The 13364-nt window shown below is 35.1% G+C and carries 15 protein-coding genes and 1 pseudogene; 13 read left to right on the top strand and 3 right to left on the bottom strand.

All coding sequences use genetic code 11. From position 1 onward, the window contains the following. Nucleotides 1-103 precede the first annotated feature (103 nt). Complete coding sequence (locus OR571_RS01015; protein ID WP_282241012.1) at nt 104-1195, top strand: hypothetical protein; 1092 nt, start codon at nt 104-106, stop codon at nt 1193-1195. 7 nt (nt 1196-1202) lie between these two features. Beyond that, the gene (locus OR571_RS01010; protein WP_282241011.1) at nt 1203-1607 is read left to right on the top strand and encodes a M67 family metallopeptidase; all 405 of its coding nucleotides are present in this window, start codon (nt 1203-1205) and stop codon (nt 1605-1607) included. A gap of 283 nt (nt 1608-1890) precedes the next feature. Here the strand turns inward: OR571_RS01010 and OR571_RS01005 are convergent, their stop codons facing one another. Next, a complete protein-coding gene (locus OR571_RS01005) occupies nt 1891-2883 on the bottom strand; it encodes an ABC transporter substrate-binding protein (RefSeq protein ID WP_282241010.1) in 993 nt (330 codons plus the stop codon). Between the two features lie 190 nt (nt 2884-3073). Between OR571_RS01005 and OR571_RS01000 the strand changes: the two are divergent. The 11 genes and pseudogenes from OR571_RS01000 to OR571_RS00950 all read left to right on the top strand — a co-directional run bounded on the left by OR571_RS01000 (nt 3074) and on the right by OR571_RS00950 (nt 11756). Then, nucleotides 3074-4079: pseudogene (locus tag OR571_RS01000) on the top strand (FecCD family ABC transporter permease). Further along, nucleotides 4076-5131, top strand: a complete 1056-nt coding sequence (locus OR571_RS00995) for a FecCD family ABC transporter permease (RefSeq protein WP_282241009.1) — start codon at nt 4076-4078, stop codon at nt 5129-5131. Before OR571_RS01000 ends, OR571_RS00995 begins: the two are co-directional and overlap by 4 nt. A 40-nt stretch (nt 5132-5171) precedes the next feature. Beyond that, nucleotides 5172-5984 carry an ABC transporter ATP-binding protein gene (locus OR571_RS00990; protein WP_282241008.1) on the top strand — a complete coding sequence of 271 codons (813 nt, stop codon included), beginning with the start codon at nt 5172-5174 and terminating at the stop codon, nt 5982-5984. Beyond that, entirely contained in the window at nt 5985-6704 is a 720-nt protein-coding gene (locus OR571_RS00985; RefSeq protein ID WP_282241007.1) for an IucA/IucC family C-terminal-domain containing protein, read from the top strand. A gap of 194 nt (nt 6705-6898) precedes the next feature. Beyond that, nucleotides 6899-7420: a tubby C-terminal domain-like protein gene (locus tag OR571_RS00980; protein ID WP_282241006.1), complete on the top strand. Its 522-nt coding sequence runs from the start codon at nt 6899-6901 to the stop codon at nt 7418-7420. Nucleotides 7421-7449: 29 nt separating this feature from the next. Beyond that, complete coding sequence (locus OR571_RS00975) at nt 7450-8985, top strand: PDZ domain-containing protein (RefSeq protein ID WP_282241005.1); 1536 nt, start codon at nt 7450-7452, stop codon at nt 8983-8985. After that, complete coding sequence (locus OR571_RS00970; protein ID WP_282241004.1) at nt 8982-9281, top strand: hypothetical protein; 300 nt, start codon at nt 8982-8984, stop codon at nt 9279-9281. Before OR571_RS00975 ends, OR571_RS00970 begins: the two co-directional genes overlap by 4 nt. 53 nt (nt 9282-9334) lie before the next feature. Continuing rightward, nucleotides 9335-9760, top strand: coding sequence for a sensor histidine kinase (locus tag OR571_RS00965; protein WP_282241003.1), 426 nt, complete (start codon nt 9335-9337; stop codon nt 9758-9760). Between the two features lies 1 nt (nt 9761). Further along, nucleotides 9762-10412: a response regulator transcription factor gene (locus OR571_RS00960; RefSeq protein WP_282241002.1), complete on the top strand. Its 651-nt coding sequence runs from the start codon at nt 9762-9764 to the stop codon at nt 10410-10412. A gap of 36 nt (nt 10413-10448) precedes the next feature. After that, complete coding sequence (locus tag OR571_RS00955; RefSeq protein ID WP_282241001.1) at nt 10449-11327, top strand: DMT family transporter; 879 nt, start codon at nt 10449-10451, stop codon at nt 11325-11327. 54 nt (nt 11328-11381) lie between these two features. Then, a complete protein-coding gene (locus OR571_RS00950) occupies nt 11382-11756 on the top strand; it encodes a hypothetical protein (protein ID WP_282241000.1) in 375 nt (124 codons plus the stop codon). Nucleotides 11757-12029: 273 nt separating this feature from the next. Here the strand turns inward: OR571_RS00950 and OR571_RS00945 are convergent, their stop codons facing one another. Both OR571_RS00945 and OR571_RS00940 read right to left on the bottom strand, forming a co-directional pair. Continuing rightward, entirely contained in the window at nt 12030-12317 is a 288-nt protein-coding gene (locus OR571_RS00945; protein ID WP_282240999.1) for a hypothetical protein, read from the bottom strand. A gap of 87 nt (nt 12318-12404) precedes the next feature. Continuing rightward, the gene (locus tag OR571_RS00940; protein WP_282240998.1) at nt 12405-12905 is read right to left on the bottom strand and encodes a hypothetical protein; all 501 of its coding nucleotides are present in this window, start codon (nt 12903-12905) and stop codon (nt 12405-12407) included. Nucleotides 12906-13364 lie beyond the last annotated feature (459 nt).

The raw sequence follows: 13364 nt of genomic DNA, 5'->3' as shown, positions 1-13364 counted from the left end.
GCAGATTTGACAGAGCGAATTGCTTAAGCCTAGCCGTTAAAATTTGTCACGCAAAGCAAACGTCATTAATAGTATAGTCATATACCGCAAAGGGGTGAAAGTAATGGAAGATTCTAAGCTATACTCCACTCAAGACATCGAAGACCTGAAACAGAAAATTGCTATTTATAGAGACACTTTAAATTCCTTAAAGGCTGGAAATCCAGTGGAAGTAAAAGATGAAACAGAAAACATTAAAAAAGAAGAATATGGCGAACGAGTGAAAAACATTTCAGTTCAGATAGAATCTATAAATCAAACTGTAGAGGTGTTGAGCCAGGATATTTCCGTAATTATGGATTTATTAAAATCAGAGGAAGTGAACGACCTTATTGAAAGTATTAATACCCTAGTTGATTTACATGATTCAATAAATATAACCAATGAAAACGATGTGAATGAGGCTGAAACGACAATCAATCATACAGAAACAATAGCTTCTCCGATTCCAACACCGACTCTTCCACTTTCTTACAAACAACTAAGAAACTTTTTCCATAATGCAAGCGATGTCCAAGAAATTTCGGCCGATCCCGAACCTATAGTAAACACAAGTATGGTTAGCAAGTCTATCGGAAGAAGAAGTTTCCCATCTATAGGCGGTAATTCTTCCAAGAAAAGTCACGGTCAGTCTAGAAGTTTTCATACAAAACCAACGAACACATTAAATAGAGTCGTATTGAAACAAGCGATACCACTAAAAGGAAATATAAGTCCTTCTATTTCCTTCACAACGTACGATACTCAGTCGGAAGAAAATACAACTGAAATGAAATCATTTGATATAGTACAAAACGAAGCAGTGATTGAAGAGCTAGAAAATAAATCTGAACTAATAGTTGAAGAGAAAATTGAGCAGGTAGTAGAAGTTACAGCTGAAACGGAAGCGGAAGATAAAGTTAATATAATAGTAGAAGATGAAACCGAGCTAGAGGAAGAAGATACAGGTGAAATAGTAGTAGAGGATACAGTTGATATGGTGACAGAAGATAAGGCTGAACTAATAGTAGAGGATGAAGCAGAGACGATATTAGAGAATACAATTGAGCCGACAAATGAATTAGTAGAAGAATCCACAGTAAAAGAACAGCCAGAAAGCAAAACAAAAAATAGAGATGTTTTTGCATTTTTAAACTTTTTCCAGAAGAAAGGTTAAAGTGGAAATGAACCAAGTACGCATTTCAGAATTTCTATTAAAAGAAGTGATAGACCATGCACGTGATCATCTTCCATATGAATCATGTGGTCTACTTGCTGGTAACAATGGAAAAGTGAATTCATTTTGGGTATTAGAAAATGAACTAAAATCGGATAGACATTTTTTTGTCTCAGAAACGGCAGTGTCAAAAACGCTTGCGCAAATTGCAGAACGGAAAGAAAATGTAATAGCTATTTATCATTCACATCCAACTACTTCACCGATACCTTCTAGTCATGATATTATAAACCATCCTGATCCTGACGTTAAAATGCTGATTGTTTCATTTAAGTCAGAACCTCCGGAAGCAAAGTGCTACCACATTTTATCCCCGACATATTATGAATGCCTTTTTTTAATAGAGACATAATATTTGCCCTACCTTTATTTGCTAGTTTTAATATACTACACCATAGCGATGGAGGTGAATAAATTGAAAAAAAATAAGGCGAGTATTCAATATATAAAGAAATCCTCTACGAACGCAACCCAAAGCCCTACTATAGTAAACACTACAACAGATGGAAAAAAAGTAATTAAAAACACTAAGCGTGGAGGGTGTTGCGGAAGATAGTTTTTGTCTCCTCTATACATTAATTGCAAAAGGCATCCTTTCCTCAAAATATTGAGGAAAGGATGCCTTTTATGAGAAATTATTTACTTTCAAAAATAGCTTCAATTTCATCTAACATTAAATTAGCAGCTAAAACTCCACCTGCTGTATTCCATACAGCATCACTAACTTCGTGAACGTTTCCGCTCTTTACAGCACTTAGATTTTTCCAAAGAGGATCATTTGTCCATTCTTTTGCTGTGTCCAGAGCAGCTTGGTCACCTTGTGGTGCATATGTGAAGTAGAATAGAACATCTCCGTCCATTTTAGGAATTACTTCTTTTCCAACTTCGATTGCAAGGTTGCCTAGTTTGGTATCTGCTTCGAATAGCTCAGCTTGTGGTGCAGTACGTTGAAAGCCTAATTTATCGAAAATAACCCCCGAGAAGGAATCCGTATAGTAAATACGTGATTTTCCTGCCATGAAACGAACAACCGATATTTCTTGATTGACTTTATCGCCCAGGCTTTGTTTTACTTTTTCTACGTGTGCATCAAATTGACTTAATACTTCATTTCCTTGTTCTTCTAGGTTCAGAGCTTTTGCGTATAATGTGAAGTTATCTTCCCAGTCGCCTCTTAATGTCTCAGAAAAAACGGTTGGAGCAATAGCGTTTAATTGATCATAGATAGCTTCTTGGCGTATTTTTGTACCAATGATTAAATCTGGTTTTAGTGCTGCAATTTTTTCTAAATTTACTTCTGATTCCGTGCCTACCACTTCTACATCTTTCATTTTATCTGAAATATGGTCATACCAAGGATCACCTAGCCACGATTGAACAGCACCTACAGGTGTTACTCCTAATGCAAGAAGTGCTTCCGTTCCCTCGTTTGAAAGGATTACTACCCTTTCAGGTGTTTTATCGATAGTAGTTGATCCCATTGCGTGTTCAATTGTATAGCTCGAGCCTTCTGTTTTATTTCCTGTATCTTGTTCTTTGTCTGCCTTTTCGTCCGTATTTCCACATGCAGCTAATAACAAGATGCTCATGATGGAAATAAGGGTGAATATGAATTTAAAAGATTTCATCTTATGGTTCCCCCTATGTATATTGCCAATGATAATCATTTTCATTACAATTTTTATAATAAAACCATCCTATGAACATGTCAATATATAATTGAAAATGATTTTCAGACTCATTGACAGTGTATTTAACATCGAATAGACTAAAGTGTGTAAAATTCTTTACTAATAAGTTGTTGGAAGGGTTTTTGTAATGTTGTTAAAAAATAATGGACAAAGGTTAATTGTACTTTTCATTGCCATTTTTTTATTACTACTATTAATGTGTGCAAGTATTGTTTACGGATATACGGATACAACTTGGAGAATGGTCTTGGACGCTTTTCAAAATAATAACGGTTCAAACGAACATATAATAATAGAAACTGTAAGATTGCCAAGGGCATTAATTGCGGCAGCCGTTGGAGGCAGTTTAGCTATTTCTGGAGTTCTTATGCAAACTTTAACTAAAAACCCACTTGCATCACCTGGAATTTTTGGTGTAAATGCAGGAGCAGGGTTCGCAGTAGTCTTAGCTGTCACATTATTCTCTGTAGGGAATCTTCAAGCATTTACGTGGATTTCCTTTTTAGGGGCAACTGTCGCTGTGATCGCTGTATATACAATCGGTTCTACGGGTAGAGAAGGGTTAACACCAATGAAATTAACATTAGCTGGTGCAGCAATTTCGGCTATGTTTGCTTCTTTTACCCAAGGCTTTCTAGTTATTAATGAGGCTGCCTTCGAGCAAGTTTTGTTTTGGCTAGCGGGGTCTGTAGAAGGAAGGAAAATGGAGATTTTAACTAATGTCTTACCCTATTTGATAATTGGTTGGTTAGGATCGCTTATCATCTCTTCCAAGATGAACGTTTTTTCTATGGGAGAAGATGTTGCAAAAGGTTTAGGTTTAAATACAGGATTTTTTAAAAATAATGGTTGCTATCATTGTCGTCCTGCTAGCAGGAGGATCTGTAGCGATTGCAGGTCCAATCGGTTTTATTGGCATTGTTATTCCACACGTAACAAGATCTATCGTTGGAATAGATCACCGTTGGCTCATCCCTTTTGCTGGTATTTTAGGAGCCATTCTTTTGCTTGTAGCAGATATAATGGCAAGATATATTATCATGCCACAGGAAGTTCCTGTTGGTGTAATGACTGCTATTATCGGAACTCCATTCTTTATCTACATTGCAAGAAGGGGGTTTAATGCACGATGAGTCAATATAAAAATTTTAGACCGATGAAAGGAAGAGTATCCTTTCTCTTAGATAAAAAAGCAACGATTGTCTTAATAGTTTTGATGATAGTAGCAGGAGCTATTTTCGTTTTAAGTACAGGAATGGGTGATATGAAATTAAGCCCACTAGCTGTTCTAAAAGTGTTTTTTGGTGGAGGAACAGAAATGGAGACACTTGTCGTTCAGTCGTTTCGTTTACCAAGGATTATCGTTGCACTAATAGTAGGGATGGCTCTAGCGGTTGCGGGAGGGATACTCCAAGGAATCATTCGTAACCCCTTAGCGTCACCCGATGTTCTAGGGCTTACAGGTGGAGCTTCCGTTGCAGTAGTAAGTTTTTTAGCATTTTTTAGTGACCAGAACAATGCTTTGACAGTGAGCATAAAATGGATGCCTTTAGCTGCATTTGCTGGGGCAACCATTATTGCCATGCTCGTTTATTTCCTAGCATGGAAAAATGGAGTATCACCTATAAGGATTGTTTTAATAGGTATCGGTATTTCTGCTCTTATGCAAGCTTTAACGACTTTAATGATGATCATGGGTCCTATATATAGAGCGAGTCAGGCTAACATTTGGATTACAGGCACTGTATATGGATCAAGCTGGAGCAATGTAGCAATATTAGTGCCATGGACTATAATTTTTATTGTAATCGCCTTTTTTATGGTAAAGAATATAAATATTTTAGAACTTGGAGAAGATATTGCGACTGGTGTCGGGGGGCATATTCAGCGTCACCGTTTTTTATTGTTATTGATTAGTACGGCACTTGTCGGAGGATCTGTTGCATTTGCAGGCGGTATTGGATTTGTCGGTTTAATGGCTCCTCATATGGCAAGAAGATTAGTTGGTTCTTCGTTTGGAGCATTATTACCCGTGTCTGCTTTCATTGGTGCTATATTAGTTATGCTAGCGGATCTAATCGGTAGAACAATGTTTTCTCCTTTAGAAATCCCAGCGGGCGTGTTTACTGCGGGAATAGGAGCACCGTATTTTATTTATTTACTGTTTAAAACGCGTAACGCATAGATGATTCATATAGAAATTTTGGAAAAAAGGAGTGACTGAAATGAAGACAGCGATTGAGACAAAAAACTTAACCCTTTCGTATGGGGATAGCATTATTATAAATGAATTAGATCTTCAAATTCCTAAAGGTGAAATTACTGTTTTTATTGGTGGAAATGGTTGCGGAAAGTCGACACTTCTTCGTTCTATTGCTCGATTATTAAAACCAAAAAATGGAGCGGTTTTGTTAGAAGGAAATGCAATTGCCAAAATGTCTACAAAGGATGTTGCAAAACAAATGTCTATTCTTCCACAATCTCCTGTTGCTCCAGAGGGGCTTACCGTTCTCCAACTAGTAAAGCAGGGGAGATACCCTTATCAAACGTGGTTAAAGCAATGGACCGAGAAAGACGAGGAAGAAGTAACAAAGGCTTTGAAAGCTACTGCGATTGAAGATTTAAAGGATCGTCCGGTAGATTCGCTATCTGGAGGACAACGTCAGAGGGCTTGGATTGCGATGACTTTAGCGCAAGATACAGATGTTATTCTTTTGGATGAGCCTACAACTTATTTGGATATGACACACCAAATCGAAATACTGGATTTGCTATACGAATTAAATGAAAAAGAGCAAAGGACTATTGTAATGGTGTTGCATGATTTAAACTTAGCATGCCGCTATGCGGATAATATAGTTGCGATAAAAGATCGCAAAATATACGCACAAGGGAAACCAGAGCATATTGTAAGTTGTCCTTTAGTGAAGGATGTATTTGGTATGGACTGTCAGATTACAATGGACCCCCTATTTGGAACTCCTTTATGTATTCCTTTTGGAAAAGGTAGATGTATTTTAAAGGAAGTAGTGTTGTAATTGGATTCTAAATTAGATAAGCTCCGAAAGTTGCGTCTTACAACTGAAAGAATACATTCTTCCCTTTCTGTAGAAATTAGTGAAATTCTAGAGGAACAATCTATAAGTAATTATTTAGACATTCTTTGTACTCATATTGGTGCTTCTAACACTAAAGTTGCGGCATCTTTATTTGTGAAACGCTATTCATTCTTATCGGTTATATATTTGTATGCAATGACAGCATGGAATGAAAAGCTAAACGTGTCTTATAAAAATATTTCGTTAGAAACAGATGATCATGATAAACTTTGGTTGCCAAATTTCCACTTTCATCATTTGGAGTCGGCAACATTACATGGTGATAGGGATGAGTGGCGATCGTATTGTATAGAAGCTCTATTTAAGGAGCATATATCTCCTTTACTCAATCTTCTTTCACAAACAACGAAAGTATCAAAACTAATTCTATGGGAAAATATAGCGGTTTACATATACTGGCTGTATGGAACAGTTTTAACGGAAGAAGTACCAATAGAGATAGTCAATCGGTCAAAGGAAGATTTTCAATTTATCATGAATAAAGCTCCGGGCCATTTATTTGGGGACTATGATATCAATCCATTAAACAGATATTACCGCAAGGAGCAAGGAAATGAAGTTAGAAGAAGTACTTGTTGCTATTCATATTTAACAGATAGCAAGAAGTATTGTAAAACATGTCCTCATCAGCGCAGATGAAAAACCGCCTTCTTTTTATAAATCTTGAGTTTTCTATTTGATCATTTAATAATTAAATACAAGATGATCCCTGCTCATTCCATTTGAAAAGTTTTGGAAGACATATTAAATTATCCAAGAGGAAACCTCCTTTAGAATTTACTATCTAAAGGGGGTTCTATTTGTGTTATGGTTAAAGAAAAGGAGAACAAAACATGTACAAATATACATATGCACAACCAATAACCCTTGAAACAACACCAATTACACCTGTATATAATGAAGAAAGTATCCTCGCCTACAAATTTCAAAGGCATTACTCGAATGGACTCAAAAAAATGATAGACAGGCTAATGGATTATCGATATTTTTTACAATATGATGTATATGATTTGGAAAACCAACTCGTATTTACATGCAAGAAGGTATCGAGAAAAGGCAGCATATATTTTGAAGCTTACGACTACTTAACAAAAGAAAAATTTATGGTAGCTTACGATAAATGGAAGGAACTGATACCAGATTTAATCATTACAAATGGTAATTTAGAAATCCTTATCCAGAAGGAAATGGAAGGCTGGTCACGATTTATATGTGATGGCAAAGAAATTGCAAAGTGGAGAGCAGATGTAGAAGGAGAATTTTTAATCCAGTTAGAAATAGCAGAAGATTCACCAATTCAACATGTGGCATTTTTTATCGGTATTAGCCAATGTGTATTGTTTATTGGAGGATGACAATACAGTAGGGGGAAGAAGGACAAGCTATGAGACATTTAGATAAAAAAATATTAATCCCAATAGTGACAGTCCTTATTTTCATGTTTTATGCTTCGTATATTACAATCCAGTCACCACTAGTTGGTTTTAGCGTTAAAAACGAAAATAGCAATTGGATAGTAGACGAACTACATGAGGACGGTTGGGCATATAACCAAGATATAGAGACGGGGGATATACTATTAAATATAGATGGTGATTGCCCGGAACACAACGATCAAGTTATAAAAGAAAAGCTAATTAGAGCGGCAGAGAATTTTACCTTAATAGATAAAAACGGTGAAGAGAAGACCTTCACTGTTTCTTATGTATCTGAAACTAAGCAGCTTTTCTCCCATTTATTCTTTCCACTCGTCTATTTATTATTAACTATATACGTTGCGCTCTATATATATCGAAAACAAAAGAAAGAACTATCTGCGCTTGTTTTAATCCAGTTTTTACTATGCATTGCTTTGGCATATGGAAGCGCGGGTGCTTCGAGTCGAGGGGATATAGTGGGACGATTAGTTAACGGAGTAACACTTGTAGGCTGTCTTGTTTTTTATATCCAATTTTTAAAGATTTTCTTAGAAAGGTTTCAAATTACCTTTATCAGTCAATCTAGTCTACGGAAATTATTTAGCCTTCCATTATTTATCTTTGTGGCAAACTTAGTTACTTTATTCGTTCCATCATGGAAGGATACTCGAACGATGTTGGAATTGGGGATATTTAGTTTACTGCTCATTCTTATTATCGCTTTGTTTATCAAAACCTACTCTCAGTATAAAGATAAGCCAGGGAGTCAAGCTGTTAGCCTACTTGTATTCCTATTTGTTTTAGCTTTTATTCCATTTACGTTTTTATATGCAATTCCGGCAGTACTAATATCAGAACCTATTATGAATGCTGAAATAGCCGTAACGTTTTTATTATTCATTCCTTTTAGCTTCATCTATTTTCAATTAACAGAAAGGCTGTTTGACATCGACTACATTTTGAGTCGGTTTAAATATTACACTGTACTTGCATTTCCATTTTCGGCTCTGATTTGTGGAATAATTAGTATGTTTTTAGTAGAAAATCCATCTCTAGAAGAAGTTTCCTTAATATTTATAATGCTTTTTGTCGGCAACATACTTTTTTTGTACATCAAAGAACGGATGGATTACAGAAATAGAAAGTATATGTTTTCGGTTAGAGGTAATTTACAAACGAATATGTACACGTTTTTTCAAAAAACAAAAGATGAAAACAAAGTACAAATCGTTATCGATCGGATATTAAAAGAGATGGAAAACACGTTGAATGTAAAAAGTGCAACTTTTATAGAAATGCAGCAGGATGAATCCTTAAAGACTTGGAAAGTTCATTCTAAATCATCGGAAACCATTATGAATCTGTTGAAATTAGAAACGGTGGATTGGGAATATGAATCGATTGGAAATATCCTCACTTTTTCAAGAGGTTTTGCAGTAGTTGTTGGTAGTGACATTCATGTTAAGAAACTTATTTTATGTGATGAGAAAAAACAGGCATGAAATTGAAAAATGATGAGAAAATTTGGATTGAAATGATGGCTTACTTTGCAAATGTAGTTGTAGAAAATATGAAGCTTATAGAAGGATTAGTGGAACAAATCGACCAACTAAAATTGCAAGAAACAAATGAGTCTCCTAAATGGTTATCGAAACTATTATTTGCACTTTCAGAAAAAGAGAGAGCAAATCTATCCAATGATTTGCATGATTCTATATTACAGGAACAATTACAACTATTAAGAGAGATGGATAGTATACACAAAATAGTTGATGATCAAGCGTTAAGGATAGATTGAACGAGATGAAAGAACAGATGTTAGATAATGTGCATCTCATTAGAGAAACGTGTATGGAGCTCCGACCGCCATTGCTAAGTGAACAAGGATTAAAGGTATCTTTACAGAGGTTGATCCGCCAAACTAAATTGCGTTGTAACTTTCTTCTTTATGTATCAATAGGTGAAAATATTCACCCTAGCAAAGAAGAAGAGCTAATATTCTATCGTATATTCCAAGAATTACTTACAAATGCAATGAAACACTCTAACGCAACAGAAGTAAGTATTGACTTTTATCAAGTCGATTGGTCGATCATACTTCAGTATGAAGACGATGGGGTAGGGGTTGACCTGACAAATGAAGGATATTCCTTTAGCTCCATGGGACTCGTAGGGATAAAAGAACGAATTAGAAGTATCGATGGAAATATCGAAATAATATCATCTAAAGGTCAAGGGATGAAAATCAGAATTGAGGTTGAAACGGAGGCGAAATGAAGTGATTGAAGTGTTAATAGTGGATGATCATCCTGCTGTAAGTGAAGGAACAAAGGTTATTATAAACCAACAACAGGATATGAATGTAACTGTATTGACTAACAGTATAGAGGTAATGGAACATTTGGAACAAACGACATACCACGTATATTTAATTGATTTATATATGCCGGAACTGAACGGATTAGATTTAATGAAAATGATCAGAGAAAAAGAACCAGAGTCGATTATTCTCATTTATACCGGTTTTGACATAGAGATTCACTACAATTTGTTGATGGAAGCGAAAGTGTCTGGCTTTTTAAGCAAAACAGCTACTGGAGATCAAATTATAACAGCTATTAGATGTGCATTAAGAGAAGAGGTAGTTGTTCCACTATGTTTACTTCGTCAGCTTAGAAGAATCGAAGTTCCTACCAATGTACAGGATAAAGAAACACCTTTAGTGAATATACGTTTAACAGAAAAAGAACAAGCAATTTTAAGGGAAATAGAAAAAGGTTATACGAATAAAATAATTGCTAGAAATTTAATTATGAGCCAGCGAACAGTTGAGCACCAATTAACGAAAATTTTTTCCAAACTAGGAGTGGAATCACGGATGGAAGCTGTACAAAAAGCTCAAGAGCACCAGCTATTATCGTTGGATTAAACCTAAAAGCCAATCAAAGAGGAAGGGGGGCATGTTATGAACGGAGCAGCTATGTTCAAGATGACGCTATCAATGGCAATATTCGGTTCAATTGGCTTTTTTACAGGCAAAACTGGTATACCAGCAGTAGAATTGGTTTTTGTGCGATGTATTTGCGCTACGCTTTTTCTAGGCTTCTGTTGGTTCATCACAGGGCAACATAAAGTGGAGGTATGGAAGAAACGTGAAGTGATACAAACGCTTATTTGTGGTGTTTTTTTAGTTTTGAACTGGGTATTTTTATTTAAAGCATTTGAGGAAATGTCCATTACGGTAGCTATCTCTATTTATAATTTGGCTCCCATATTTGTATTAATATTAGGGAGCTTGTTTCTAAAAGAAAAGTTGACATTTACGTCCTTATTAGCAATTATCGTTTGTTTTCTTGGAAGTATATTTATTATTGGTATTCAAAATTTCACTTCCTTAACAGACTTTATGAGTTCAGGCTTTGTGTGGGCCTTGTTGTCAGCGCTGTGCTATGCGTTGACGATGTTACTTGGGAAAGGGATTAATGGTTTAAGTGCGTATGCTATGACCTTCGTCCAAACAACAATAGGAATTTTAATATTACTTCCAATCGTTAGTTTTGATGTGTTTCATGATTTGAGTGGATCCAATTGGCTTTACATATTAGGAACTGGCTTGATACATACGGGATTTGTTTATTACTTATTTTTTGATAGTCTTCGTAAACTATCAACTGTAGTTATATCCGCTTTAGTTTTTGTAGATCCAGTTGTTGCTATTTTACTTGATACACTTATTTTAAATTTCCGTCCTTCGATTTTACAGACAATCGGTATACTACTTATTTTTGGAGGCATTATTTACACCTTGATCAAACCAGGAACAAATCCAAAAATGGAAGTTTGAAAACAAGGCTGAAAAGGAATAATGGTTATACAACGATAAATAGGAGGAAATTCCATGGCAAAACTAGCGCTCAAAGAACAAGTATTACTTGCCTATTATATTTATAATTTTTTAGAAGACACGGAACAAGCGATGAGGGAATTGGAAAATGTCTTACAGGATAGCCTACAGGAAAATTACGCAAAATCCGTAGAAGAACTGCAACAGGAAGGTTTGGTAGATAGCGCAAAAGAGGATAACAAAGAACGCATAACGAATGAAGGTGTATTGTATATAGATAATATCCTACACATTCAATCGGAATCAACTGATGGAAACAAACTAGCTCATGTGAAGGATAACCTTCTGACCTACGAAATAGCGTTTACTGAGGAAAAGCTGAAAGAATATATCTATAAGAATGTAGGAATAACGGATGAAAATAACTAAATAGGACCTGTTAACGTTTGATTAGAAGGCCTAGTCAAACGTTTTTTTATGTAAGTAAAATAGAAAATTTTTGCATGTAAATATTTTTCTCTAAACAACGTAGGGTACAGTAATTATTTTACCACTTCTTATTGAACTAAACTGCTGCTTTAGTTGAATAAGAATTAAAGCTATCTACTGACAGCGTTGTTCTGTTAAAGCACCCGTTAGTTGAAGAAGAAACTTAGAACTGGCGGTAAGAATAACAGACTAACTGAAGTGAAAATAAGTATTCTAGAAAATAAGTATTCTAGAAACTAATTTCGGTAGTTTTTCTCTACCTTTTCCTTTATACCATCCGCTAAATTGCAATTTATTTCTATATAGTACAAAAATCAGAATAGGAATAGAGATATAAGTCATCCAACCATATTTGTCTATATCAGTACCAATTTCTAAATATACTTCTCCAACAAAATAACCCAAAATGCCAATAACAATAGCCATTATGAACAAAATTCGTATTAACTCTAAGAATATAACAACAGGAGTCATCAAAACGACGAATAGATTTCTCAACATCCCGACTATTTTCCACTAATTCCACCGCCTTTGTTTGCTAAAGCACCGGTTAGTTATATAACCACTTATTCCCCATTATTGAAATGATCACTCTCTAGCAGAGGTCAAATCATAATCAAATTGGCCAGAAACATCATCATACCCTTTTACCCTGAATAATAATTTGCCATTATTATCAGTACCGGTTATTTCTAGGATAACTACTACTTTACTTGGTTTATAAGCCGCTACATAAGCAAGGCTATCAACTTGTCCCTCATCTTTGTTAATTGGATATTGAAGATACAAACTTCGATCATTTCCAGTTCCATTTATGTGACGACTATAAATACTCGTAGTTTCTCCCGGTTCTAATTTGTCGATATTCCCTAAATCCTGTTGCACATCATAAGTGCTATAAAATGAAAAAAAGAAGTTTAAATCCGTTATTTCTTGTTTACTTGTATTATTAATCACAATTGTTACACCTTTATCGTACTTAAAGAACTCTCCTTGCTCGCACCTTATTATTAAGTAGTAAAATCCAAATAAAATCAAAAAGAAAGAAGTAACTCCAATTATTGTGTATTTAAACGACTTCTTTTTCACTCTTTTCACTCCCATTCTTCAACTAAACTGCCCCGTTAGTTTAAGTGTAACATTTCACAAACAATCCCACTTTACGAAAAATCACCCGTTATCAAAAACGGTGATCGTACAGGTTTCAGAGATATTTACGTATATGAACAGGGTGGAAAAGATAGAGGCTATTATTTTTTCTCTAAAATCATAAATTAAATGAGATTGTAAAATATAAGAATAACACTACAAAAGAAAGTTAGACCAAAAAGAAAAAAGTGAACAGGACTTGAAATAGGTACTTTCTGCCCGCGTCATTAACAAGACAATTAAAAAAACTGGTTAGTATATCTAACCAGTTTCCATTCATAACTAAATTGTTTTAGGGTACGATTTAGTTGTTTGGGGTACATTTAAGTTGTTTGAGTTACGACTTAGTTGTACAGGGTATGACTCAGTTGTACGTGAACACATACAAAAATCAATTCA

The organism is Psychrobacillus sp. NEAU-3TGS (assembly GCF_029955155.1).
In the GTDB taxonomy this organism is placed as follows: Bacteria; Bacillota; Bacilli; order Bacillales_A; family Planococcaceae; genus Psychrobacillus.
The sequence above is the reverse complement of the archived record's forward strand: the minus strand, read 5'-3'. Positions and strand labels throughout refer to the sequence as shown.